The organism is Aquimarina besae (assembly GCF_042434905.1).
Taxonomy (GTDB): domain Bacteria; phylum Bacteroidota; class Bacteroidia; order Flavobacteriales; family Flavobacteriaceae; genus Aquimarina.
Genome location: NZ_CP170199.1, coordinates 1,656,677 through 1,679,498, shown reverse-complemented (window position 1 = coordinate 1,679,498; position 22,822 = coordinate 1,656,677). Strand labels below are relative to the sequence as shown.

The 22,822-nt window shown below is 34.9% G+C and carries 32 protein-coding genes and 2 CRISPR repeat arrays; of the genes, 3 read left to right on the top strand and 29 right to left on the bottom strand.

Translation table 11 applies throughout. From position 1 onward, the window contains the following. Both cas1 and cas2 read left to right on the top strand, forming a co-directional pair. The gene (gene cas1 / locus ACE94K_RS07240; protein ID WP_378182069.1) at positions 1-897 is read left to right on the top strand and encodes a type II CRISPR-associated endonuclease Cas1; all 897 of its coding nucleotides are present in this window, start codon (positions 1-3) and stop codon (positions 895-897) included. Between the two features lie 63 nt (positions 898-960). Then, complete coding sequence (gene cas2, locus ACE94K_RS07235; protein ID WP_378184245.1) at positions 961-1,266, top strand: CRISPR-associated endonuclease Cas2; 306 nt, start codon at positions 961-963, stop codon at positions 1,264-1,266. A gap of 108 nt (positions 1,267-1,374) precedes the next feature. Further along, a CRISPR array of direct repeats spans positions 1,375-2,860; the repeat unit is 46 nt; unit sequence CCTGTGAATCATCCATAAAATTACAGAACTGAAAGCAATTCACAAC. Between the two features lie 485 nt (positions 2,861-3,345). Next, a CRISPR array of direct repeats spans positions 3,346-3,997; the repeat unit is 46 nt; unit sequence CCTGTGAATCATCCATAAAATTACAGAACTGAAAGCAATTCACAAC. A 110-nt stretch (positions 3,998-4,107) separates the two neighbouring features. On the opposite strand, the gene ACE94K_RS07230 is transcribed toward cas2, so the two are convergent. The 20 genes from ACE94K_RS07230 to ACE94K_RS07135 form a co-directional block, all read right to left on the bottom strand. After that, complete coding sequence (locus ACE94K_RS07230) at positions 4,108-4,323, bottom strand: DUF4248 domain-containing protein (RefSeq protein WP_378182066.1); 216 nt, start codon at positions 4,321-4,323, stop codon at positions 4,108-4,110. 4 nt (positions 4,324-4,327) lie between these two features. Then, entirely contained in the window at positions 4,328-4,708 is a 381-nt protein-coding gene (locus ACE94K_RS07225; protein WP_378182063.1) for a hypothetical protein, read from the bottom strand. After that, positions 4,709-5,137, bottom strand: a complete 429-nt coding sequence (locus tag ACE94K_RS07220; RefSeq protein WP_378182060.1) for a hypothetical protein — start codon at positions 5,135-5,137, stop codon at positions 4,709-4,711. A gap of 25 nt (positions 5,138-5,162) precedes the next feature. Beyond that, positions 5,163-5,381 carry a hypothetical protein gene (locus tag ACE94K_RS07215; RefSeq protein ID WP_378182057.1) on the bottom strand — a complete coding sequence of 73 codons (219 nt, stop codon included), beginning with the start codon at positions 5,379-5,381 and terminating at the stop codon, positions 5,163-5,165. Then, entirely contained in the window at positions 5,381-6,040 is a 660-nt protein-coding gene (locus ACE94K_RS07210) for a hypothetical protein (RefSeq protein WP_378182054.1), read from the bottom strand. Before ACE94K_RS07210 ends, ACE94K_RS07215 begins: the two co-directional genes overlap by 1 nt. 54 nt (positions 6,041-6,094) lie before the next feature. Then, positions 6,095-6,667 (bottom strand): CHAP domain-containing protein, encoded by a 573-nt coding sequence (locus ACE94K_RS07205; protein WP_378182051.1) that lies wholly within the window; start codon positions 6,665-6,667, stop codon positions 6,095-6,097. After that, positions 6,589-6,981, bottom strand: coding sequence for a hypothetical protein (locus ACE94K_RS07200; RefSeq protein ID WP_378182048.1), 393 nt, complete (start codon positions 6,979-6,981; stop codon positions 6,589-6,591). Before ACE94K_RS07200 ends, ACE94K_RS07205 begins: the two co-directional genes overlap by 79 nt. Before the next feature lie 48 nt (positions 6,982-7,029). Then, positions 7,030-8,040, bottom strand: a complete 1,011-nt coding sequence (locus ACE94K_RS07195) for a hypothetical protein (protein ID WP_378182045.1) — start codon at positions 8,038-8,040, stop codon at positions 7,030-7,032. Between the two features lie 5 nt (positions 8,041-8,045). Then, entirely contained in the window at positions 8,046-8,468 is a 423-nt protein-coding gene (locus ACE94K_RS07190; protein ID WP_378182043.1) for a hypothetical protein, read from the bottom strand. A gap of 3 nt (positions 8,469-8,471) precedes the next feature. Further along, the gene (locus ACE94K_RS07185) at positions 8,472-8,654 is read right to left on the bottom strand and encodes a hypothetical protein (protein WP_378182040.1); all 183 of its coding nucleotides are present in this window, start codon (positions 8,652-8,654) and stop codon (positions 8,472-8,474) included. 45 nt (positions 8,655-8,699) lie between these two features. Further along, positions 8,700-9,542 carry a hypothetical protein gene (locus tag ACE94K_RS07180; RefSeq protein ID WP_378182037.1) on the bottom strand — a complete coding sequence of 281 codons (843 nt, stop codon included), beginning with the start codon at positions 9,540-9,542 and terminating at the stop codon, positions 8,700-8,702. Between the two features lie 5 nt (positions 9,543-9,547). Next, positions 9,548-9,862, bottom strand: a complete 315-nt coding sequence (locus tag ACE94K_RS07175) for a hypothetical protein (RefSeq protein ID WP_378182034.1) — start codon at positions 9,860-9,862, stop codon at positions 9,548-9,550. A 78-nt stretch (positions 9,863-9,940) separates the two neighbouring features. Continuing rightward, positions 9,941-10,234 carry a hypothetical protein gene (locus ACE94K_RS07170; protein ID WP_378182031.1) on the bottom strand — a complete coding sequence of 98 codons (294 nt, stop codon included), beginning with the start codon at positions 10,232-10,234 and terminating at the stop codon, positions 9,941-9,943. 15 nt (positions 10,235-10,249) lie between these two features. Then, positions 10,250-10,771 carry a hypothetical protein gene (locus tag ACE94K_RS07165; protein ID WP_378182028.1) on the bottom strand — a complete coding sequence of 174 codons (522 nt, stop codon included), beginning with the start codon at positions 10,769-10,771 and terminating at the stop codon, positions 10,250-10,252. 48 nt (positions 10,772-10,819) lie between these two features. Then, positions 10,820-11,224 carry a hypothetical protein gene (locus ACE94K_RS07160; protein ID WP_378182025.1) on the bottom strand — a complete coding sequence of 135 codons (405 nt, stop codon included), beginning with the start codon at positions 11,222-11,224 and terminating at the stop codon, positions 10,820-10,822. 50 nt (positions 11,225-11,274) lie between these two features. Beyond that, on the bottom strand, positions 11,275-11,898 hold the full coding sequence (locus ACE94K_RS07155; protein WP_378182022.1) for a hypothetical protein: 624 nt from the start codon (positions 11,896-11,898) through the stop codon (positions 11,275-11,277). 97 nt (positions 11,899-11,995) lie between these two features. Next, a complete protein-coding gene (locus ACE94K_RS07150; RefSeq protein ID WP_378182019.1) occupies positions 11,996-12,523 on the bottom strand; it encodes a hypothetical protein in 528 nt (175 codons plus the stop codon). A gap of 93 nt (positions 12,524-12,616) precedes the next feature. Next, positions 12,617-13,870: a hypothetical protein gene (locus ACE94K_RS07145; RefSeq protein WP_378182016.1), complete on the bottom strand. Its 1,254-nt coding sequence runs from the start codon at positions 13,868-13,870 to the stop codon at positions 12,617-12,619. Positions 13,871-13,909: 39 nt separating this feature from the next. Then, the gene (locus tag ACE94K_RS07140) at positions 13,910-14,845 is read right to left on the bottom strand and encodes a hypothetical protein (RefSeq protein ID WP_378182013.1); all 936 of its coding nucleotides are present in this window, start codon (positions 14,843-14,845) and stop codon (positions 13,910-13,912) included. After that, a complete protein-coding gene (locus ACE94K_RS07135; protein WP_378182010.1) occupies positions 14,845-15,306 on the bottom strand; it encodes a hypothetical protein in 462 nt (153 codons plus the stop codon). The genes ACE94K_RS07140 and ACE94K_RS07135 overlap by 1 nt, the downstream gene beginning before the upstream one ends. Positions 15,307-15,504: 198 nt before the next feature. Between ACE94K_RS07135 and ACE94K_RS07130 the strand changes: the two genes are divergently transcribed. After that, the gene (locus tag ACE94K_RS07130) at positions 15,505-15,675 is read left to right on the top strand and encodes a helix-turn-helix domain-containing protein (protein WP_378182007.1); all 171 of its coding nucleotides are present in this window, start codon (positions 15,505-15,507) and stop codon (positions 15,673-15,675) included. A gap of 23 nt (positions 15,676-15,698) precedes the next feature. Here the strand turns inward: ACE94K_RS07130 and ACE94K_RS07125 are convergent, their stop codons facing one another. The 9 genes from ACE94K_RS07125 to ACE94K_RS07085 form a co-directional block, all read right to left on the bottom strand. Further along, complete coding sequence (locus ACE94K_RS07125; protein WP_378182004.1) at positions 15,699-16,172, bottom strand: hypothetical protein; 474 nt, start codon at positions 16,170-16,172, stop codon at positions 15,699-15,701. Positions 16,173-16,455: 283 nt separating this feature from the next. Further along, positions 16,456-17,295: a hypothetical protein gene (locus tag ACE94K_RS07120; RefSeq protein WP_378182001.1), complete on the bottom strand. Its 840-nt coding sequence runs from the start codon at positions 17,293-17,295 to the stop codon at positions 16,456-16,458. Between the two features lie 4 nt (positions 17,296-17,299). Further along, positions 17,300-18,259, bottom strand: a complete 960-nt coding sequence (locus ACE94K_RS07115; RefSeq protein ID WP_378181998.1) for a DUF1376 domain-containing protein — start codon at positions 18,257-18,259, stop codon at positions 17,300-17,302. A gap of 77 nt (positions 18,260-18,336) precedes the next feature. Beyond that, a complete protein-coding gene (locus tag ACE94K_RS07110; RefSeq protein ID WP_378181995.1) occupies positions 18,337-18,627 on the bottom strand; it encodes a helix-turn-helix domain-containing protein in 291 nt (96 codons plus the stop codon). Between the two features lie 603 nt (positions 18,628-19,230). Then, on the bottom strand, positions 19,231-20,508 hold the full coding sequence (locus tag ACE94K_RS07105; RefSeq protein WP_378181992.1) for a hypothetical protein: 1,278 nt from the start codon (positions 20,506-20,508) through the stop codon (positions 19,231-19,233). Positions 20,509-20,606: 98 nt separating this feature from the next. Then, positions 20,607-21,083 (bottom strand): hypothetical protein, encoded by a 477-nt coding sequence (locus ACE94K_RS07100; protein ID WP_378181989.1) that lies wholly within the window; start codon positions 21,081-21,083, stop codon positions 20,607-20,609. 6 nt (positions 21,084-21,089) lie between these two features. Then, positions 21,090-21,641, bottom strand: coding sequence for a DUF3575 domain-containing protein (locus tag ACE94K_RS07095; protein WP_378181986.1), 552 nt, complete (start codon positions 21,639-21,641; stop codon positions 21,090-21,092). A gap of 187 nt (positions 21,642-21,828) precedes the next feature. After that, a complete protein-coding gene (locus tag ACE94K_RS07090; protein WP_378181983.1) occupies positions 21,829-22,395 on the bottom strand; it encodes a hypothetical protein in 567 nt (188 codons plus the stop codon). Then, the gene (locus ACE94K_RS07085; protein ID WP_378181980.1) at positions 22,388-22,768 is read right to left on the bottom strand and encodes an RDD family protein; all 381 of its coding nucleotides are present in this window, start codon (positions 22,766-22,768) and stop codon (positions 22,388-22,390) included. The genes ACE94K_RS07090 and ACE94K_RS07085 overlap by 8 nt, the downstream gene beginning before the upstream one ends. Positions 22,769-22,822: the final 54 nt, after the last annotated feature.

Below are 22,822 nucleotides of genomic sequence, written 5' to 3'. Positions count from 1 at the left end.
ATGATAAAACGTACACTATTTTTTGGAAATCCAGCGTATTTAAGCACACGCAACCAACAGTTGATAGTCAATTTTCCTGAAGATGAGAAAAAAGAAACCACTATACCCATTGAAGATTTAGGTTATGTTATACTTGAAAACCCTCAGATAACTATAACTAATGGATTACTAATGAAATTGGTTCAGAACAAGACCGCGGTTATCACTTGTGACAAACAGCATCTCCCTTGTTCTTTCTTACAACCTCTAGTTGGGCATAGCGAACAGACAGAAAGATATCGGTATCAATTAAATGCCAGCTTACCCTTAAAGAAAAACCTCTGGCAGCAAACGGTTATTGCAAAAATTGAAAATCAGGCAGGTCATTTTTTACATAGATCGAAAAACGCTCTACGCCTTAAACGCTATGCCAAAGAAGTAAGAAGTGGTGATCTGGGTAACCAAGAAGCTTTGGCTGCAGCATTTTACTTTCAAAATTTGTTTGATCTTGATGGTTTTAGTAGAAATCAAAAAGGAGTTCCGCCTAACAATTTACTAAATTACGGTTATGCTATTTTACGAGCTGTCACTGCCAGAGCATTAGTTAGTAGTGGTTTATTACCTTCAGTTGGAATTTTTCATCACAGTAAATACAATGCTTATTGCCTTGCAGACGATATTATGGAACCATATAGACCTTTTGTTGACTTGATAGTCTATGATATCGTTGAAAGTGGTTGCCAAATTGAGGATTTGAATAAAAGCATAAAATCCGACCTGTTGCTTATACCAGCTATAGATGTAGTAATCGATGGTAAGTCAAGTCCTTTGATGAATGCAATGAGTCGGACTACTACAAGTTTATATGAATGTTTTGAAGGCAGTCGCAGAAAAATTCTTTATCCCGAATTTAAATAATTCTCATTAACAAAATAAAAATGTTTGGAATCTTATACAACTCGATTAAATCAATATAGATCTATGTGGGTACTTGTATTTTTTGATTTACCCACCGAAACCATAAAAGAACGTAAGGCAGCTACACGATTTCGTAAGAATTTGCTTGATGATGGTTTTGGAATGTTCCAGTTCAGCATTTACTCACGGTTTTGTCCGAGTCGAGAGAACGCTGCAGTACATATCAAGCGAACTAAGAATGCATTACCCAAAAAAGGAAAGGTATGCATTATGCAAATAACCGACAAACAGTTTGGTATGATGGAGTTATTCAATGGTCAAAAAGAAATTGAACCAGAACCGCCGTCACAACAACTCGAGTTGTTTTAGAGACTTAAAAACAAGTGTTACGATAGTTATATAGTTCTCAGAAAGGTAAAATAACCAATCACAACAATACTCACAAAAAACAGGATACCAATTGGTTACAACAAGTATCCTGTGAATCATCCATAAAATTACAGAACTGAAAGCAATTCACAACTGTGATTATGGATTCCTATTGGGATTTCCACCTGTGAATCATCCATAAAATTACAGAACTGAAAGCAATTCACAACGAACAATATGAAAACCAAGACTAGTAACCCCTGTGAATCATCCATAAAATTACAGAACTGAAAGCAATTCACAACTAGTAAGTCCCAGAGCAACATTTGACGGTTCCTGTGAATCATCCATAAAATTACAGAACTGAAAGCAATTCACAACACTTGGGAAGTAATGAAGAACATTTTTGAAACCTGTGAATCATCCATAAAATTACAGAACTGAAAGCAATTCACAACAATCTTCCATATTAAACATTTCACCTTTTACCTGTGAATCATCCATAAAATTACAGAACTGAAAGCAATTCACAACGGAGACATTGTGGTTTTTTGGAGGGGTAGACCTGTGAATCATCCATAAAATTACAGAACTGAAAGCAATTCACAACTATTATTTTATCAAAGGTTATTCTGGTGTACCTGTGAATCATCCATAAAATTACAGAACTGAAAGCAATTCACAACTCCACAAGGGCATCCCTTGCAGACGGTTTCCTGTGAATCATCCATAAAATTACAGAACTGAAAGCAATTCACAACTGGGCATTGTATTTTAAGAATTTCATTGGCCCTGTGAATCATCCATAAAATTACAGAACTGAAAGCAATTCACAACTATTTTAAATAACTCGGTAAAAGATATATCCTGTGAATCATCCATAAAATTACAGAACTGAAAGCAATTCACAACCGGCAGCTGGTAGAATATTGGTATTGTCTACCTGTGAATCATCCATAAAATTACAGAACTGAAAGCAATTCACAACATTTTGATAACGAGTATAATCGCGAAATCGCCTGTGAATCATCCATAAAATTACAGAACTGAAAGCAATTCACAACGATGCCGTTGTTAAGTTTGATAATGAAAATCCTGTGAATCATCCATAAAATTACAGAACTGAAAGCAATTCACAACTTGTTTCAACGTTTGGTTAAACACTTGTTTCCTGTGAATCATCCATAAAATTACAGAACTGAAAGCAATTCACAACACATCCAGATCTAATATTTCAGAGAGATCACCTGTGAATCATCCATAAAATTACAGAACTGAAAGCAATTCACAACTAAGACAAGATCAAAATCAAATAGTTTTTGCCTGTGAATCATCCATAAAATTACAGAACTGAAAGCAATTCACAACAAGGTAGCCGGTGAACCGTACAATTTTGAACCTGTGAATCATCCATAAAATTACAGAACTGAAAGCAATTCACAACGATAAACACCGTTGGTGTAAAAGTGATTACCTGTGAATCATCCATAAAATTACAGAACTGAAAGCAATTCACAACCAGTCACAGTATATATCAGAAGTTTCTAACCTGTGAATCATCCATAAAATTACAGAACTGAAAGCAATTCACAACAAACTATCCTCTGAAAGAATATTTTTGTGTCCTGTGAATCATCCATAAAATTACAGAACTGAAAGCAATTCACAACTTTGCTTTATCAGAAGAAATCTCTATTGCACCTGTGAATCATCCATAAAATTACAGAACTGAAAGCAATTCACAACATACCTGTATTTATGATGTTTTGGAAATCTCCTGTGAATCATCCATAAAATTACAGAACTGAAAGCAATTCACAACACCTGGTTATGCCATAAGTCCTGCCATTGGCCTGTGAATCATCCATAAAATTACAGAACTGAAAGCAATTCACAACAGTAGGGCCTGTATAGCCTTTTGAAAAATGCCTGTGAATCATCCATAAAATTACAGAACTGAAAGCAATTCACAACGTATTCATTCAAAGTATTAAAACAGGATCCCTGTGAATCATCCATAAAATTACAGAACTGAAAGCAATTCACAACTCTTTTAAGTATAGAGAAAGTTTTTATATCCCTGTGAATCATCCATAAAATTACAGAACTGAAAGCAATTCACAACACAAGACACAGATGCTGCAAATCGATTAACCCTGTGAATCATCCATAAAATTACAGAACTGAAAGCAATTCACAACTTATTCTTTTCAGAAGACGGATCTGCAAATCCTGTGAATCATCCATAAAATTACAGAACTGAAAGCAATTCACAACTGCGCTTGGTACTGGGGTCTTTTTTAATTTCCTGTGAATCATCCATAAAATTACAGAACTGAAAGCAATTCACAACAACATAGGTATGGAAATGGAAAAAGTATTTCCTGTGAATCATCCATAAAATTACAGAACTGAAAGCAATTCACAACTGAAACGCATTTAATGTATCAATATACTGCCTGTGAATCATCCATAAAATTACAGAACTGAAAGCAATTCACAACTACTTCTAATACAGCTAATTTATATTTCTGCCTGTGAATCATCCATAAAATTACAGAACTGAAAGCAATTCACAACCTTTGGGGAAAGTTTAATCTTCCTTATGAACCTGTGAATCATCCATAAAATTACAGAACTGAAAGCAATTCACAACAAAAAGAAGTAACAAAACAATTTAAAAAACCTGTGAATCATCCATAAAATTACAGAACTGAAAGCAGTTCAAAACGGATCAGGCGATAATGACTTAAATGAATTTCCTGTGAATCCTATAATATAAAACTATAGAATTAATAAACTTTTCCAAACAACTAAAAACACTTTAACTATATAGTTTTATTAAGGTTCTCCCAACCGCTCAAACAAAAAACGCACCACTTCCGGCCTTAAAAGTTTGGTACTTTTTTTATATCCAAACTGTTTGAGTTCTTCCAAATAAGTATGTATCCAGGAAGAGAATGTTTTTGTACAAACATTATATAATGCTGCCAATTCATACTTATAATATGCTTTGATCTTCACAGGTTCTTCCCCTTCGTAATATGTCACTTTCATAATCCTAATTTTTGACAATTTCTCCCGTCATTACCTTCCAGATCGTGTGGGGTATTAATTCTCTCAAAAAGGTATCGAAGTATTGGTTTACAACAATCATTCCTTCTGCCGCGGGGGTTTGTTTTAATTTTTTTAGCAGTCTTTTAAAATGGTTCAGATCAGTACTACTTAAATTATGATCATTGCGAGCAATAAAATTCTCCAACCGCTGAAGCTGTTGCTTTGTCAGTTTCTTTTTTGAAGTACTGAGCTCCCAAGCAGCTAATAAAACTCCCTGACTATGTTTTTGGTTTAAATAAGTATGGATATCAGTCTTTGAACTGACTTCCATCTTTTTAAGAAATACACCGTGCATATCCGTAATAGCAAATAGTTTCTTTTTCATCTATCTGATATTAAAGTTGTCTTTCCATTTCGGAATTAAATCTCCTGAAGTATGATCATTGTCATAGGTGATCTCCTCAGGACCATCAAATATAAGCACTCCACCAATAGTTTGAATAGCAATACCTGTTTTGGAGGATATCACCTCCAATTGCGCTACAAAATCTTTAAACCTTTCTTTGTTAGAAAGCTGCGATATCTTTTTCTTTTCCTTTCGGTTTTTTAGATGTTTATTCCATAATGCATCTGCATCCTTTTGAGCCGAAGTCTTTGAACTATACACTCCATAAATCATATCCGTTTTAAGACCTCCCCTAAATTGATTAAGAAGCCCGTTTATATCATTAGGATATCCGGAGAAAACATCTACTTTTTCAGAGATAGCTTTCGGCTTATATACCACGTAGAATTTTTTAAGATCTAATTTCATTTGTTTTGGTTTTATTTAAGCGAACCTAATCTTCAAAATTTAGAGATTCAATTGTTTGATGATGAAGATTTGTGTATGCATTCGATTCTTTGATCAATTCTTCACCTAGAAAATTACCTACAAATCCTCCAATCAGGATAAAGGGATAGGTTTCCTTTGGAGAGTACTGTTTAGCTACTATAAAACCAAGCATACTTCCAACTAGAGCTAAGGCTGCTTTTTGAGTGTTTTTAGATACTTTCATCAGTTAAATCTGTTTAAAAGTAAAAGTCCGCTTGTTGCTAATAAAGTTCCCCAAGCTACCTGTCTTAAGATTCTCCTTCGCTCATCCCTAAAATCAATGAGGGTTACTGTAAACTTATTTCCGTACTGTCTACGATGCTGTTCAGATAGATATAAAAACCTATTAAAATCTTCAGCATTGGCAAAGACCAAACACCCTGCGGAAAAGTTATCAATGACCTGAGTAGTCCCCTCTTTTCTGGCCCTGTGGATGTTTATTCCAAAATTACCTATGTCTTTCACTCCCGATTCAAACCATTTAAACAATCCTTTACGTTCATAATTTCTGATAACCGTAACTGGTTTGGTTTGGATAAGAGCATTATAAATCCCACGATGTAGCCCTAAACTATAGGCATCAATATATTGGCCTTTCTTCAGAAATGCAGTTCCTTGTGGATGCATAGGATTATCTAACCAATATTGTCCAGGATCCGTTGTAGCTTTAAACATATGGTATACCCACTTTCCTTTCTCATTGGTATAGAAAACATGTATCTCATCATCAAAACGATTGCTCCCCATAAAACGACTACGATACCCAACAATATTGAGTCTATACGGTTCTTTGTATATCTTGTATCCTTTACTTTGTAGTATTTGTAAGCTCTTTCCCAGCATAGTTATTGATCGGCAGCGGTTTGCAGTTTTTATGGTAATTTTTGCCTGTCGGTGCTACCGACTACCTATAAAATCTGAGACTGCCCATATTTGTTTTTTAAGTCTTCGTTTTCGGTAAACACCATCACCTTCACGGGATCCGTCATCATTGGTATTTCCTTCTATTGTAACGATATATTTGTTTCCCCACTGATCTACAAAACCAATATGAGCAGGACGATTAAGTTTATGATACCAGATCAAAAAAGCATCACCTTTCTGCGGAGTTTTCAATTCAAACTTTCCTCTCTGATAAATACGTTTACTTTTAAGCGCATAACTAGGAACCCAGCCACTTAGTGGTGCTTTTACTCCTGCATTTTGATAACACCAACTGACCATGGCTGCGCACCACGCATATCCAGGACCTAAATCCACACTCGCCAGATACATTTCTACATGAGGACCTCTATTAGCACCTCCAGTTTCACGAACTCCTACTTGGGAGTCATACAATTCTTTTACACATGCTCTCGTGTATTGTTCTTCATCTTGAATTTCTGTCTGGCTTACAAAGCCCTGGCCAATAAGGCTACTGCAAACAAGAAAGCAAAGAAGATAAAAGTGGATAATTTTAGTTTTTGCCATGGTGTTATGGTATTAAAATCGTTTCTAAAATGATGATCTAGATAGTTTTCTGAAGTAGGCCAGATGAGTTTCATCAGGATCCGTACAATACCGTGAAGGATAAAAATTCCGATGATTGCAAACAGATATACCTGAAATACTCCCGCATCATAAGTTCCTGCGGTTGGGTCAATCCATCGAAGGAACACTGCACTATGAATCCAAAGAATAAGCCCTACTGCTAATGAAGAAAACTCTCTCCAAACCTTGAAATAACCACATAGTGGTTTTAATAATTTTAAATTTCGTTTAAACCATTTTATTAGCTGTTTCATACTTTTTTACTTTAAAATTTTACATTTAGAATTTTTCAGATGTACCTTTCAAATAGAAGATAGATTTCTGGTTGGAGCAAAGACGGTTTCTCCTGATTGGGTTAGTATTCTAGTGATACCATTTTCCATTCCTGTGATATATCCTATCACTGTATTTGGGACTAGTTCAGGAACAATAAAAGATCCATCCGTAGCTTTAAGCAATGTAGGTTTAACCGCTATGGCCATATTCCATTCATTATTTACACGATCTTGATTATTTTCAAAGGTGTCGATGACACCTAGTCCTGGTATGAACCATATGCCCCTTGCGTTTTGTTTAAGTCCCATACGTCTAAACTCTGACCGAATTTTTACTTTCTCTAGCTCTTTTTGTTTGAATGCCACACTTAGTAGGGCATTTACCAAAGAAGTTACTCTAATGCCAACAATACGTACTCCCTGAAAAAAAGTACTCACGGATTGATACTGGGGTACAGAACTTATTTTCTTGAGTCCATTTAATACCCCAAATAGGTTCCTTTTATTAGCAGCATCTATAATTTCTTTGGAGATAGACGCAGCATCGAATCTCGATGATGTAGTTTTGCCTACTAAACTTGTAAATTGACTTTGTGTTATTGCTGATGGAAACCCAGCAGCTCTCAATGCTCGTTCTGTACCTTTACCAAAAATACTATCCACATGTCCATTTTTGAAGCTGGTTTCTTTGATGATCAAAGCAGCCTGACCACCTTTAGCCAGCAGTGCATTCTGTATCATAGCAACCAAAGAACCTCTAGCTCCTCGTTTCAGAGGAAAACTACTATTAGCAGCCACTGGCAAATTTGGTGTCATAATAATATCTTCAGAAGGAATGGTAATAGGATCATTTATCAAACCACGTTTTGTAGCAGCTTTATTTCTGAAGTGACTGTAGGCAAGATACCCTAACCCTAATGCTACGCCACCTCCAAGTCCTATCATTACTATTTGCTTTTGAGTAAGTGGTTTCTTTTTTGGGTGTGCGCCTCGTTCTTTCTTTCTTCTTCTGACCGCAGTCGTTGTATTTCGTTTCATGGGTCTTATGTTTTTGAATTAATGATTTCATTGGCTATTGCAAACTCTTCTGTAGTAAGTTCACTTTGCAAGTCGGCTACTAGATTTCTACCTTCTAAATCCCTATAAGCACGTTGCACCTTACGCATCATACTGGCGGTAGGGATTTGTTCTAAGGTTCGAAACAAACTTTCCTCATCCGTTCCCCATCCAAAAGCATTGTCATTTTCAAATGCCATCACTAATCGAATCGCAAAATTGGACGGGTTTCCTTCGGTTAAAGCTTGAACTTCTCGAATATCTCTTTTGAACTTGCGCCCCAATGCACGAATCCCAAAAAAAGCAACAGCTCCTAATCCTGTAGCTAGTAAGATCGAGGTAGTTTGCTGACCAAATGTGATCTTTGGCCTTTGTCTTATTGCTGCGAGTGCTGCTGGGGAAATTGCCATCGGTTATCCTTTTTTAATCTTCATTTTGACCAAATTCCGGATGAAGGCATCGTTTAAGAATAGTTGTTCCATTTTGATAATGCCTTTGGCTCCAAAATTCCTATTCATCGTTTCAAAAGCTTTTTTTACCTGGTGTGCTTCTGTTTTGTCTTTTACTGCTATGTTTACCGTGATTTGTGCTTCCATTGTTTTTGTTTGTTTTTTAGTTTCAAAGTTTCTAAGAATCAAAGTTCACTCAGTAACTATGTCACTTTGATTCTTTGATTCTGTTTTTCCTTTTAATTGATTTAAGTAATACGCTATTTTCTGTATCAGTCCCTGGTCATCTTTAATCTGATCCCCTAACTGAAGCATTAGCTGTACAACCTGTTCAAATTGCTCTTCTGTAAATACTTCACTTAAATGATTTAAAATTTGAAGTAAGTAATCCTCATTATCACCATAATTTATATTTTCAGTTGCATCGCTGATGCCCAAACTCCCCAGTGTTCCTGCAATCCCTTTCATCTGATTTGGGTACTGTCTGGCTAATCCTGAGATTGCACCAGGGAGAAGAGCTTTTCCTAATTCAACAAAGCCTAACTTTTTAACCAGAGCTTCGATCTCTTTTTGTTTTTCTTCTGTTTCCTTTTTGGCATCTTGAAGGTTTTTCTCCAATGCTTTTATTTTTAATTCGGAGTCTGAAAAGGACTTTTTAAGTTGTTCATGATCACGTTTTTGAAGTTCTTCTTGAAGCATACTATGTACCTGATGCTGCACTCCATTCAACGTTTCCTCACTTTTCTTACTAATCCTTTCCAGTTTCTGTTGAAGATGCCTGTTTTCCATCGATAAGCGTTGGATAGTCAATTGATCTTTGAGTGCAGGTTCTGATAAATCGCCTCCATTAGTTACAGATAAGTGCCGAATTCCGTCTCCGTTAACAGTGGTTTGTAACCCCTCCAACTTTGAAGTTTCTTGTTGAAGCTTATGTCGTACATAAGCACTGGCATTCTTGAAACCCAATTTCTTCATCTCCATAAGCTGATTTTCATTTAACCGAATGGATCCCATCATTCTATTTCGCTCTGTCATTATTTTTACGTTTTTAATATCACCTGTAAAAAGCGAATGGTACGTTGAAATTTTCGGGTATTAATAATTTCTATTCGATCTCCGTGTTCATGAGCATTCTCCACAATTCCCTGCGTATACCAATTATCATAGCGCCCATAATCCGATTTTACTATTAATCCCCAAGCAATGTAAGTAACCAACCAGATTTCATTATTTGACTGAAATTTCAACATGCCATTTGGTGGAATCATAAATTCACGATATACGATTCTATAGTTTTCAAACCCTCGTTCTCTAGCTCTTCTATCTGCATAATGCAGCGCAAATTCCTCACGCATAGCAAGTCTTCTTTATTAATATCCTTTATTCAGGGAAAGATTATTATCCAACCCTAAGACAGATATCTGTTTAGTGATTCATTTTAAGCCCATTATTGTGGCTGGCAGTTCTTCTATGAGTAGCCATATAGTTACCTCGTATGGGTAGCTGGCCTGTCCGTCATCTTGATAAAATGCGGTGATATAATCGGTGTTACCAGATTCGTTCACAGGGATAAGCTCTCGTTTATCTGGTATTTTCAATAATCCCAATCCCTTATCAGCAGTGAGTTCTTTCTCAATTACTTTCGAAAAAGTATCTTCCGAGTGAAGTTGCTGCTCTTTATAGAAAATCCCTCGTTTCTGAAATAATGATAGCGTTCCTAAAACCATAACCGCTCGTATAAATTATGTGTACTCTTCAAATGTTATAAAAGCATTTCCCGTGTAAAGACCACTCCATAAAAAGAAAAGATCAGGATTGCATTGTCCTTCGAACTGTAGGCTTAATTGTTTGTAATCTTCCAATGGTTCTAAAAAACCATCCCCTTGATAAAATGGAAGTCTCTCAGTTGCAGAGTGTGCAAAATACCACCATCCTGTAATCTGTTGGTCTTCATAAATATCTGGTGGATATGCACTGTTATATTCAATACCATTATTTAATTGAAGAAAACGATCATCTTCCATTTTAGAATCAGTAATCCCGAAGTAGTATCTTGGAGTTATTGGAGTATCACTACACTTTTTTTCAACCATAGAAGTCACTAAAAGCGCATTTACTTTAGAAGTAGTAAATGGAAGTTTTGCCCCTGCGTTCAAAAATTGATTTTCCCTTTCGATTAAAAGTTTTATAGGGACAAACTTCCTACGCACTATAACCGTGCCGTTGACACTTTTATTGTTTTTTCCTTTGATTATACACTTCATAATAGTTTTTTATTTAATGTCCATTGTGGATTTCTTCCCAAATATGGTCTATGACCGTTCTTGAATTAGGATCACTAAGGTTACCATATATCCTCTTTCAAAAGTGGCATTGCTATGATCTTTATCTTCAAATCGTACTTTTACAGAAAGGTCTCCAGGTAATACATCTCCCAATTCAAAGAAGCGTTCTCTTGGAGCAACACTTAATGAAGACATTAGTATCTTACTCTCAAAACTATCAGGGAAGAGTTCCTCTCCACCAATTTCAATCCGCTGTCTTCCACGATAGTACAATCGATCCGGATAATCCGATATCAATTGAATCCCTTTAACAAGCTTCGTATGTTTCGGTAACTCAAAATTATCTACCGTTATCAGTCCGTTTTGCTTTTCCACTTTAAAGGAAAAAACAACCCTTGTTTCTTTTGTGTTTTCTTTTTCTTCTGTATTCATCCAACAGTATTAAACATTAAATTATTCAATTTTTGACTGTCAGCCTCAGACTAGGCTGGGACGGTCGCTGTTCCGGCCAGTACCACTTTTATGAGTGCTTTCTCCGGTGCATCATCACCGAGCTCGATATTGAATTCGAATTCCTCATCATCACGAATAAAGCGTGGGCTTTCTAAAAAGTAAGTTCCTAGATTCAGCATCGTATTACCGTCAGTAGCGAACTCCTGCATCGGGCGTTCATCGATAATGATCTTCTTATTGGCTATCAGCGAGAAAACACCATTCTGTAATCCACCCACTTTTTTGATACTATCAAAATTGGTTTGCTTGATCACTCTTTTGAGTTCAGAATCACTTCCTGGAAGATCTCCTTCTATTTCTGCTGCCAAAAGGATAATACGATTGCATAGGAAAAGGCGATCCTTTTGAAGCTTAGCCTGTGTAACGTTTGTGATTCCAATCTCTTTAGCATCTTGGGTTTCAAACATATCAATATTGGCTTTGTTCCCTGCAAACTTGATTGCATAATATGCAGTATCTGCTAGTTGTAGTCTCCCTTCTTTAATACCTGTAGCCACTTTAACCATTGCAGGATCAAACTTTTTTGCCTGATCTCTGAGGGAGATATGAGCATTCACAATTTCTAAGAATTGTGATCTTGAGCTTTTTTTCATTGTATTCATTTTATATAAGTATTTAGTAATGAGTATTAAGTAGTGAGTACAAAATATTAAGTTGTTATAGTCTTATATTCTATACTTTGTATTAGAATCAAGCTACCGCATTGAGTTCGGAGATATCTTCAGCTCCGCTTAATTCCATCATATCGATTCCATTTACATCTTCGGCGATCATCCTTCCATCAAAGCCATTGGCAAAGTCCCCTTGAACATCGATGGTAGGTAATGGTTCTCCGTTTTCAATCTTACGGATAATCTCATCCACTTCACTTGTATCAAAATCTCCTGTATCGGCTACTTCAGACCCCATGAAAACGAGTGGACGGTCTTCGATATTTCCAAGTGCAAGTTTCTGAGCAAGGGATGGTGAAAGCTTATCTAGATATAATTTTTTACCAATGGCTTTTAGGGAATTGACAGCTCTGTCTTTGGCATCATCCAGATTATCCTTAATCCCATCAACGCCATTATTAGCTTGTGATTTCCCTCCAAACCCATTAGAGAATGCCATTCCCACTCCTGCGGAAGTGATCCAGTCTTTACCGTAGTAGGCTCCCCCGAAAATGGTCAGCGCACCAAGCGCGAGAGAGTACCTTCCTACGGCTGATCCAGCCACCATTCCTAATACACCTGTGCTGAGATGTTTCCCAACTTCCAGTAGGCTGCCTTTTGTATTTGATTTTGTTTTCATTTTAAATTTTGTTTTAATTGTTTATAAAAGTGCTTTTGCCACTAGTTTTTCTGGAGCTCTTCGGCTTATACTTTTACGACTTCGGGCTCCCCTATTTTTAGTAAACCTTCCTAGTTCATCTCTTTGCATGGTTTTTAGCCTTCGCCTACTGGGAGTTCCAGATATTGGTCTGGATGTTTTCTTTTTACCCGATCTTAAAGCAATAGCCACTCCTGTTCCTACTACCAATAATCCTGCTCCAACAAGAATTGGTGTTTTATGCTTTTTAAAAAAGTTTTCCTTTTCCAGAGCATTTATATTTGTGTTTTGAGGCAATGTTTTATTCTGAGAAATTACTTGCGGATTCATAGGACGTCCCGGAAAGGGAGGCGTAAAGTTCTGTACAGGGAACTGCTGAAATCTAGGGTCCCCAAACTTCACAGGAGGCAATTGCATTTGAGGAACTTGTTTTGGTTTTTTAAACAGACTTTCTGCCTGCTCTTTTACCTCTTTTCCTTTGGTGAAAATATTACCAATCTTACCAACGAGTGCTGCAACTCCTGCAACCGCACTGGTCGCTGCCGCGATAGATGCACTACTGGCAATTGCTCCTAATCCTTCGATCTGTATTTCATTGTTTAAGAAAGCTTCTACCACATCAGGATCAGATTCTACTACAAACTTTTCAAATGGATCATTGAAAACATCTGGCTCTCCATCATCGAATGGGCTTCCCAATGCGTATCCACTTAGTGGCACTTGCTTATCCTTATTACCTTTTCCTTTGAGAATAGCTTTTTTAAGGTTCTTTTTCTTACCTCCAGCCATTTCATAAATCTTCTCCGCTTTAGAAATAGCTTTTCTCATCTTGTTAAACTTGTTTAAATCCCCTCCTCGTTTTCTTGCCTCAGCTTCACTCAAATATCCATAGCGTAATTTCTCAGCTACCTTGAACAAGTTAATTTTCATAGCTAACAGAAATCCATTTCTAAGCAAGATCGTGGCAGGATTTAAAAAACGATTGAATGTCTTAACCACAGGTTTGATCACTTTATTACCAAACTTCTTGAGTCCTTTTCCTATCTTTTTAAAAAAGCCTCCAAGTCCGTCAATCACATAGATGTTTTCGTCTATATCTGCATACATCACCACATTTCCTTCATCGTCCAATATCTCATAAGCAATCTCTGGGGAGTTAGAGACTCCATTTACTATCTCACTCGTACCTTTAATTTCTGTTATATCTAAAGCATCTAATCCCGTGGCACCGAAGCCGTCTAATCTGTGTAATTCCATATCCTAACTATTTATGAGTGAGGTCAAAATCCCCTTTTATTATTTATTTTGTTTGTTTTTGTTCGCCTTGCGTGTATTATTTCTGGCACCCCCAGTTTTGTTTCTGGCACTTTCAGTCAATAACTTTAATACTCCAATTCCTGCTGCTACTGATATCCCTGAAAGGATTAAAAAGTTCAGTAGATTAAAATCTTTTTTAGGTGTTATCGTTTTGATCTGTTTTCCATTATCCAATCGAAAAGGAGACAAGACTTTCCCTTTTTTATCGATCACAAAAGGTTTTATTTCTTTAGAATGATCAGCAATAACTTGTGGTAATTTTTTATGGGAGATAATTTTGTGCAAAGGAATCGGTGATTCCTCCAATGCATCCAGACTTATATCCGCCATATCAACCCCACTCAATGTCCCCAAGCCATCGATTGATATATTCCTTTTAGCCAAGACTATGTCTTGTTTTTCGGAGTAGGGGACTTCGTAATTGAACTGATCCGCCACACAATCGATGGTAATATGACCATTCGAAGTAGGAACAATTGGATATACATGTTGAAAATGATGTTTCCCCCCGTATTTGGTAATCCTCATCTTAAATGGAATCCCAAGATTGGTAAGGATACTTCCTATAAATACAGTATAGCAATCACAATCTACTCCTGTCATTCGATCTGCCCAAGTCCTTGAAGGTCTGCGCACCTGTTCTACTCCTGTTTTATCCATTTTGTATTGGATATGCTGATACACGAAATCCCAGATATTCCTACTCGTGTCGGTTACGTCGGAACCTTTTAATATAGCTGCCAGCATCCGGGTATCTGATAAAGTATCTTGTATGACGAGTTTCATTAGTTGTAGGGTATCTTCCAACTTGGCTTTTCCAGAACCTACAATAACTTCATCCCTCCCGACACTCTTTGGAATCAAATGATCAAAGCTTGTTGTAGCATTTATATGTCTTTTATGTTGTGCTTTCATCAGAGTTGTAGGATAATATTCTCGGTTTGTTCGTAGGGCAATCCGTTAACACGGGTGATGATCTGGGTTTGAATATCTAAGGCGATTGGATTTCCATTGCGGATATCACTGACAACTCTGGTCCCCAATATCTGGATTAGTGTAAGCCATCCTGCGGATTTAATATTCAGATCAAAATCCTTTTGGCTGTTTTCTGAGATTTCAATCACGGTATTCTCAACAGTAGAGCTTCCGAGTAGCTTGTTATTATGTAAAATTTTGACAAAAGGATGTTGTAACCGCAATGCTACTGGATTGGGATTCTGTAATTGTACCATAGCTTTTAATTCGATACCTGTAAGGTTCACCTTATGGATCCGTACCCGAATTCTGGAAGTGATATTCGTACTCGCTTTTTGCAAACGGGATAAATATCGTATCGAAAAAAAAGTGGCTAATCCACCAGCGATCCATTTAAACATTTTGTCCTGATTTTCAGTCAAAGTAACCTAGAAAAAATGGATGAAAAAAGGACGTAATATTCTTTGGAAAATAAAAGTTGTTTTTTACAAAAAGAGTAGTAAATTAGGAATGCATGGAGGGTTTTGAAGTACTTTTTTATGTATTGAAACTCTTCACAACACTAATACACATTAAACGACATTAATAAACAATAGCACATGCGATTTACCTTCAAAACAAAACAAGAATTAAGCGAATTTTTAGGCATCAGCCGACAAACGTTACGAAGAAAACTGAAAGAAATTGAAGAATTGGATACGGGGAGAAGGCAATTATTGTATCCATACGAGGTGCGATTAATTCATAAATTCTTTGGGGTAGATGAATGAATCACTTTTATTGAATATTGCTATTATCGGTTAGACATCCGTTGTAATATATTTATTTCTCTCTTTTCAGTATCATTTAATAGCTTATTTCGATTGCATACCGATGTTATAAAGCTGGATTCAATTCCTGTTTGTTTACTGAAATGTTCTGATTTTATAGCATACACCAAGTAAGTTTCTCCTAATCGGAACCGATATCCACAACTTGCATCACTGCGAGCCGATAAAATATCCAACCTAGTTACTTTACTTTCTCCTTTGATTATTTTAGTAACCTCAAAAGTGTAAATAATCGGGCCTCCAGAATAGATACTCGATGCATAGCTAAGGATTTCTTTCAGATCAACAACTATTCCAGTTATGATGAGTTCTGCATTTTCAAACGCTTCTTTTATCTTTTTACGAAATGGCAATTCATTTGATACACAACTACATGGTTTAACGGAGCTTAAAGGGAACAATAGGAATAATAGAATTAAAATGATTTTGATTTTCATAAAACCCGAGAATTAATATTTTACTCAAAAGAACAACTTTTTTAAAAAATACACCTGTAATATTTAGGGAAGACCACTTGTGATTTAGCAAACCGTGTTTAAAAGAAAACTTGGATCTACCTAATATTCCTATCTTTTTTAGAAAAATCCTGATAACAAACAACTCAAGTGTAAAACATGTTTTCCAAATACAGGGTATCGGTTTAGTCCCATTAAAATGATGGTTTACATTTGTTTTCTAGAGATCTTTCCTAAAAATGGAAAACATGTTTTCCACATATTTTTATCTTCTGAGTGTGTGGCCTTTAAATTCGATGATGTTGAACATTGAAAATAAACGATCATAGATATGCCCTCCATATTTCTCCCCGAATTCTGCTAGTGCATCTTCCAGATTATTCTGATCATCACCGTCACGGTAATTACAGGTAATATAAGTTTTCCCTTTTTTGTTATCATAACGTTTCTCAAGGATATCGCGAATGAGATTAACTTTCCCGTAATTGGAAGCTTCCCGTTCTTTTTTGACATCATCGATATACAAGCCTTTGGCATAAGTAAGGCGATGATAGAACTGGTATTTAGAGCTTTCTGAAAAAGTCCGATCTGCTCCAATCCGTTCGTATTCTGTGACCAGATTATGAGCCTTGTACGCCTTGAATCGCATGGGCATTTTGTAATAGTCAAATACCAATCCGAGAGCTTCCATAATTGTAGTCTTTCCGTTTCCATACCCTCCTATGATGAGTAACCCTTTGTTAAAGCTTGGTTCTAGTTTTATCCCACTGGTATAGGTGATTAGTTGTTTACGATTGAAAAATCTAGCATCCCTAGCAAAGTATTCGATAATCGGTGCTATATTGGCTAATGTATCTGGTGTTTCCATAAACATTTTTTTGTGAGCTATTCTGTACGCAATTTTAAATAGTTTCCACAATAGACTTTTGGTAACAACAACTAATTCATCGCCATTATGAGTTTTAAAAGTATTTTCTTGCGGTTTTTTATCTTTATCGTATACTCTGCGGTTTTGATTGTTTTTATCGCTTAAAATTGATTTAAAATTATCCATCCCATCCATACGTTTTGGATGAGATGGAAGTCTGTTTTTATCTTTTGCCATACTGCTATCGGTTGATAGAAAACTTCTTTTTCTGATCCATTTCAGTAAAACGTAGCTGCCTCAGTTTGCCAACCCAATCTGTCTGTCTCCAAGAACTAGTATATCCTCTCCATCCATGAATACGCTCTTGAGAAGCTCTTTTGTAAGCCATATACGCTTCACTTTGAAGGACGAATTCTTCAAGTTCTCCACTAGAGCCTAATTTTTGAAGAAATGCTTCTACCTTTCGAAAACGGACCATCCCGTTTTGAGAAAAGAAAACTCCAAGTCGTTCTTTGAAATTGTCATTGGCTAATTTTTCAAATTTTGGAATTTCGACCCCTTCTATAATATTATTTACATCTTCATTTTCATTTTCATTTTCATCTTCAATTTCATTTACATTTACATTTTCATTTACATCTTCATTTTCTAAAAAAAGCGTTCCCTGATCACTTCCCTTGAGAAAGCGATCAGCGATCTTGTTTATATAATCCTCGATTTCCTCTTTATTTAAAAGGCTTTCAAAGATAAATGGATAATCAATCTGCTTTTTTATTTTCTCTTTTTGTGATTTGCGAAGTTTTTTTGCCGTAGAATGATGTCGAAACCAATTCCCTACGACGGCAAAAACTGCTTTTTTTCCGAGATAATTGGTTCGCTTTTTGGCTTCGATAAACATTCTGCGGTTGACAATCTTTCCTTTTAGATCATCGCTAAACAGTTCGCATGTAGGGTCGCTACTCTGGTTAAAAACACTCGCATACGAGACGAACTTTTCGCTTACTTCTTTCCAAATGGGTTCAAATTCTGACTGCTGTAAACGAACCAATCGAGATAGTTTCTTGAGATTATCAGGTAAAAAACCTCTACGGTGCTGATAACATAAAAGAATAGTATATACTCCGATTTCTTCTGGAGATAAATCAGCGGTCCCTTCTAAAAAATCATTGGTGTACCATAATACTGCCGGATCTTTTTTCATAATTAAAATTTTGTTTGTAATGAGATAAAAAGGGATGGTCTTTATTGTCCAACCATCCCATACTGAATCATAAGTAGTTAAGAGATTTTTTGACTCTCCAAATATTTAATAAGGCTTCTTTTGGAATATAGTACCCTGCGACCGTGCTGATACCATTCAATGACTTTTTGATCCCTTAAGTCATACAATCTATTTCTACTTTTAAGCCCTAATAACCTTAGGGCATCCTTAGTCCCAATGAAATCTTTGGATTTAGCCTTTGCATCTATTGCATCTTCCTTGGCTTCCCGCATTACTTTATACATCATGCCCATTAATTCTTCCATCATTTTATAATAGGCTTCTTTTTCAAATATGATCAATTCCATATCTAAGTTTTGGTATTTTAACTGTTCTACTTTGTTTGAAGTGGATGCGAAGACCTGTTTTCAAAAAATAACCGAATCATTGTTGCAACTAAGGATCCTGTGACCATCGATTTTTGAAAAGTCCGAGCTTGAAATATTTTCTCGAACACCGCTTCAGCATCTTTGAGATAAAACAAATACAAAAAATTAAACCAAAACAGTTGTAAACCGGTTGTACAACCCCTAAACACCTGGCATAAATTCTTGGAATACAATTATTTACAATTTTTATAATGTTGAATTTTAACACAAATAACCTGTAATCCGTTAACAAACAGCTCAAAAAATGCTTTGGAAACGTCAATTTTACGTTTCAAAACACAACTTGGAACAACCCCTAGTTTTACTGGGGCTTCCTCTAAATTGTTAAAACATTAACACTTTTAAATGTTTTTTGACATAAAATATTAATCGAAATCTTGTCTTTTACTTAGATGGATTACGATTGGAAAAAGGTTAGTCTTTTACATTTGAAGACTATTTATGATTTCGCAAAGTATACTCTTTTCGATAATGCATGTTTGATCGTTCAGATAACTGTTGTATTTAAATTTACAACTATACTTAGGTTTTCCTTTTAAGATTTTCAAGTTTGTATAGCATTATCCTTAAAATACCATCTACAGATCGGAATGTGGCTTTGTTGATAGAATAATAACGATTACTGAGGCTTTCTACTGAAATAGTGTTAGATTTTTTAGTCTTGAATGAATCTGAAAGAAAATGGAAAAAGTTTTTTTTGGAGCCCTTTAGAATATCTGACTCATACATAAGACGTGCAATTAGGGATAATTCTGAAACAGTAAGTTCAATCATTTTTTTCTCTTGATTTATAGACGATTTTAAGTTTTCTTCCTCGGTATCAGAGCTAAATTTAAGATTTGTTTTAAGCAGTTTAATTTCCTCATCCAACCATATGAGCAATTGCTCTTTTAATGAGGGTAAGTTAGAATTGTATCTTTGGGTACTGGTAATACTAATAGTGACCACATTCCTTTTCAATAAATAAAGTTGTAGTAGCTCATTTCTGGAGTTTAAGTTTTCCAGTTGGGATCTAAAATGATTTTCGATAAAAAAGAAGATATTAAAAGTATTAAATTCCAGACTTATCAGAACCTTACAAATCGTTTCAAATGATGGTTTAGGTGTTTTTGTTAGTAGCTTTTTAAATACTTTTAGATACGTTATAAGATAAGCCTTATTTTCATAAGATAGGATAGGTAGTTCGTTATTCCTTATTCTTAGCAATGGCGCAATAATCATCTCACAGAATTCTTTGGAAATATCTGTTTTGTGCAATTTTGTGATAATAATATCAGCCAGTCTTTTGTTTTTGTATATAAACCAAAGCTTTTGCTGATGGGATACTGGCAAGGAGTAATCAAGATATTCATAAAAAATCTGCTCTAAGTAATCCAAAATGTTATCCAGAGTTTGATAGATCAGTTTAAATATATCACTATCATTCATATCTGGGGAAATATGAAATTTGGATAATTCATTTTCCCTAGATAAATAGTTGTTTTCTATGATCTGTCCGTAATTAAGAACTAACCCTTGATAATTCTGAACTATAGATTTAATTTGTTCTTTTTCCGAATAATTTAAAAATACCCTTTGATGAAGTTCCCTTTGGATTTTTTTTTGTGTATCCGACAATAATAATTTGTAAAACTGGAATCTTACGGAACGGATATCTTCCTTTGAACTTGTTAAAATTTTTTGTCCCCCATCTTGTACTAAATTTTCAATAGTTGTATGATAGTATTCTCTTGTTTGTTGGTTGGTCAATGGATGTAGATCTTCGTGAAAAAGACGATAGAGTATATCTAATGATTCCATAGACGATTTGTGTTTAGTTATTTTTTTTCCCTTATTGAGTATTTATGTTATCATCATTATTGATTTTTAAATTATGTAAACGGATTATTATACACCTTTTAAAGGCTAAGCAATAGTAATTTATTTGTCATCATATCCTTTTTTGAAATTCGATGTGATTGCAGAAATTGTTTCACTTTATGTTCCTCTGGGGTATCTTGTATATATTCCAGTAAATTTCTTTTAGTCAACTTACTAAGCTCTAATGGTGCGTATTTGGTTTTGAAATAGTAAGTTTCCAATAAACCATAGTTTAACAACCCTCTTTTTTGCTCTTTATAGATATGGATCCAAGTATTTGATCCAACAAATTCACAAAAATTTCCATTAGGAAGAATCGTAAATTGTAATGGATCCACATCCTTATTCCTATCAATTTCTGAATTGATAATACGGGCAATCCCTTCTCTGGTAATAGGGCTTTTCGTTTGAAAAAGCAATATTTCGATTTTGTGCAGAACGTCAAAGACTTCAATCTTTTGCATTCCTTCGAAGTTTTGCATGACTTTATATAAAAGTTGTTGTTCTTGTTTCATTTTTTTCTATTTTGATTGACTCCAGAAAACCCAACCAAGCGTGAAATTTAAAACAGGGACAAAGGTTTCCTGTGTATCACTAAATCCATATCCCGCACCTGCCTCAAATCTGAGGTTTAGTTTTTTCCAATAAGTACGTTGTAAACCATATACAACTGCTATGGAGATGTAATAGGCATCATCAGGATCGATATCATCAAATAATGTATCAGTATGTGTATAGGTATTTGCCAACCCGAAGTAATTAGCATTATTATTACTGGTGTTTTTTCCTTTTCTTGCTCGTCTCTTAAAATTGTAATAATATCTATAGTCAATATCTAGCACAGGATACACCACAAAACGAGTTTCATTAAGTTCCTCATTTTCTATGCCACCCAGTTCTGTTCCTAATTGAAGACTTATAGTCGTATTTTTTGTGATGGCTCTCTCATACTCCAAACCTGGAGTAATCAATAAATTTCCTTTTAAAAGATGTTTGGTAGTTTGCGGAGTTGTGTCTTGTGCTGAAATTGTAATTGAATTCAGTGATAATAGTATAATCAGTATTTTTTTCATTTTATTCGATGGAGTTTCTATTACTATAGTGTTATTAAAGGCTAATGCGTTACCATGTGCCTATAATATTTATAGCCAAATATTATAGCATAAATTTCTTCCCAAACATGTTTATGGGTGTGTTTTGGAGTAAAAATTATCTAGTTACTAGGTTTTCTTTTAACCGTTTTGATATTTAAGTATCCGATTATTTTGAGTTAAATTGAGTTTTAGTTTTTAAAACTAGTTCTGGATTACATTCTATTCTGGGGTTTAGGGATGTAAAACCTTTGTTTTTGTAATAGACAAAATCGTCTTTGGAATATATTTTATAGAATAGAACTAAAAAAAATAGTAAAACTTCAATAGGGATAGTTTCTTGAATAAACCCATAATATTTTTCCGATCCAAATTTGGTAATCTTGTCTTGTTTTACGATACCCACGTTTTTCTTAGACACGAAAAGACCAGTTAAAAGGTTTTCTTGAAAAATGAAATCATAAATAATATTCTTGTATTTAATATTAATTTCTTTTGAAGATTGTTTTATTTCCAAAATGGCGTTATCAAAAGATCCTTTAAAAGCTGTTTCTGAGAAACTATTACCGGTTATTCTCAATTTACCCTTTTTGTTATCAAACCTGATATTGAATTCTGTTTTATGATGTAGCAAATTACTTCTTACTACAATCTCTTTTTCCATCCCCAAAAAATTAATGGAGAATTTTTGAAGAATCAAAAAATAAGGTGTTTTGGAAAAAACAAATTTATTCATAAACCAGTTCTGTTTTACTTAAATATTCGCCTAATTTTTTATTCCATACTAAAACAGGAATTATATATAATATAGGCACTATCAATTCTAATAGATTAAATAAATTTCTTAAAACAATTTTAATTAAATTTAAAAAACTTTTCTTTTGAATATCTAACTTTATCTTAAAAATATTTTTACCAACCGTTGTTTGGAAAAAGAACTCAGGTAAAATAAAGTATAGGTAAAAAACTCCTAAAAATATACCTGTATTGATAGGAACGTCTGTGAATTTGGTAAAATTATTTTCAATTAGTGTTGTAATATAAACGATAAATATAATCAAGGATATGTCCACTACAGTAGCTAAAATTCTTTTTATTTTATTATTCATAATTATTCTTTTTATTTTTAAGTGTAAAAATATTAGAGGTTTGAGCATCTTTGA

Coding starts and splice junctions, on each gene's coding strand:
- ACE94K_RS07120 (WP_378182001.1), bottom strand. CDS start 17,295: ATGGCAAAAGATAAAAACAGACTTCCATCTCATCCAAAACGTATGGAT.
- ACE94K_RS07145 (WP_378182016.1), bottom strand. CDS start 13,870: ATGGAATTACACAGATTAGACGGCTTCGGTGCCACGGGATTAGATGCT.
- ACE94K_RS07090 (WP_378181983.1), bottom strand. CDS start 22,395: ATGAATAAATTTGTTTTTTCCAAAACACCTTATTTTTTGATTCTTCAA.
- ACE94K_RS07105 (WP_378181992.1), bottom strand. CDS start 20,508: ATGGAATCATTAGATATACTCTATCGTCTTTTTCACGAAGATCTACAT.
- ACE94K_RS07220 (WP_378182060.1), bottom strand. CDS start 5,137: ATGAAATTAGATCTTAAAAAATTCTACGTGGTATATAAGCCGAAAGCT.
- ACE94K_RS07225 (WP_378182063.1), bottom strand. CDS start 4,708: ATGAAAAAGAAACTATTTGCTATTACGGATATGCACGGTGTATTTCTT.
- ACE94K_RS07190 (WP_378182043.1), bottom strand. CDS start 8,468: ATGGCAATTTCCCCAGCAGCACTCGCAGCAATAAGACAAAGGCCAAAG.
- ACE94K_RS07115 (WP_378181998.1), bottom strand. CDS start 18,259: ATGAAAAAAGATCCGGCAGTATTATGGTACACCAATGATTTTTTAGAA.
- ACE94K_RS07100 (WP_378181989.1), bottom strand. CDS start 21,083: ATGAAACAAGAACAACAACTTTTATATAAAGTCATGCAAAACTTCGAA.
- ACE94K_RS07095 (WP_378181986.1), bottom strand. CDS start 21,641: ATGAAAAAAATACTGATTATACTATTATCACTGAATTCAATTACAATT.
- ACE94K_RS07205 (WP_378182051.1), bottom strand. CDS start 6,667: ATGGCAAAAACTAAAATTATCCACTTTTATCTTCTTTGCTTTCTTGTT.
- ACE94K_RS07160 (WP_378182025.1), bottom strand. CDS start 11,224: ATGAATACAGAAGAAAAAGAAAACACAAAAGAAACAAGGGTTGTTTTT.
- ACE94K_RS07140 (WP_378182013.1), bottom strand. CDS start 14,845: ATGAAAGCACAACATAAAAGACATATAAATGCTACAACAAGCTTTGAT.
- ACE94K_RS07135 (WP_378182010.1), bottom strand. CDS start 15,306: ATGTTTAAATGGATCGCTGGTGGATTAGCCACTTTTTTTTCGATACGA.
- ACE94K_RS07130 (WP_378182007.1), top strand. CDS start 15,505: ATGCGATTTACCTTCAAAACAAAACAAGAATTAAGCGAATTTTTAGGC.
- ACE94K_RS07215 (WP_378182057.1), bottom strand. CDS start 5,381: ATGAAAGTATCTAAAAACACTCAAAAAGCAGCCTTAGCTCTAGTTGGA.
- ACE94K_RS07085 (WP_378181980.1), bottom strand. CDS start 22,768: ATGAATAATAAAATAAAAAGAATTTTAGCTACTGTAGTGGACATATCC.
- ACE94K_RS07180 (WP_378182037.1), bottom strand. CDS start 9,542: ATGACAGAGCGAAATAGAATGATGGGATCCATTCGGTTAAATGAAAAT.
- ACE94K_RS07170 (WP_378182031.1), bottom strand. CDS start 10,234: ATGGTTTTAGGAACGCTATCATTATTTCAGAAACGAGGGATTTTCTAT.
- ACE94K_RS07195 (WP_378182045.1), bottom strand. CDS start 8,040: ATGAAACGAAATACAACGACTGCGGTCAGAAGAAGAAAGAAAGAACGA.
- ACE94K_RS07175 (WP_378182034.1), bottom strand. CDS start 9,862: ATGCGTGAGGAATTTGCGCTGCATTATGCAGATAGAAGAGCTAGAGAA.
- ACE94K_RS07110 (WP_378181995.1), bottom strand. CDS start 18,627: ATGGAATTGATCATATTTGAAAAAGAAGCCTATTATAAAATGATGGAA.
- ACE94K_RS07165 (WP_378182028.1), bottom strand. CDS start 10,771: ATGAAGTGTATAATCAAAGGAAAAAACAATAAAAGTGTCAACGGCACG.
- ACE94K_RS07125 (WP_378182004.1), bottom strand. CDS start 16,172: ATGAAAATCAAAATCATTTTAATTCTATTATTCCTATTGTTCCCTTTA.
- cas1 (WP_378182069.1), top strand. CDS start 1: ATGATAAAACGTACACTATTTTTTGGAAATCCAGCGTATTTAAGCACA.
- ACE94K_RS07185 (WP_378182040.1), bottom strand. CDS start 8,654: ATGGAAGCACAAATCACGGTAAACATAGCAGTAAAAGACAAAACAGAA.
- cas2 (WP_378184245.1), top strand. CDS start 961: ATGTGGGTACTTGTATTTTTTGATTTACCCACCGAAACCATAAAAGAA.
- ACE94K_RS07150 (WP_378182019.1), bottom strand. CDS start 12,523: ATGGTGGCTGGATCAGCCGTAGGAAGGTACTCTCTCGCGCTTGGTGCG.
- ACE94K_RS07200 (WP_378182048.1), bottom strand. CDS start 6,981: ATGAAACAGCTAATAAAATGGTTTAAACGAAATTTAAAATTATTAAAA.
- ACE94K_RS07230 (WP_378182066.1), bottom strand. CDS start 4,323: ATGAAAGTGACATATTACGAAGGGGAAGAACCTGTGAAGATCAAAGCA.
- ACE94K_RS07210 (WP_378182054.1), bottom strand. CDS start 6,040: ATGCTGGGAAAGAGCTTACAAATACTACAAAGTAAAGGATACAAGATA.
- ACE94K_RS07155 (WP_378182022.1), bottom strand. CDS start 11,898: ATGAAAAAAAGCTCAAGATCACAATTCTTAGAAATTGTGAATGCTCAT.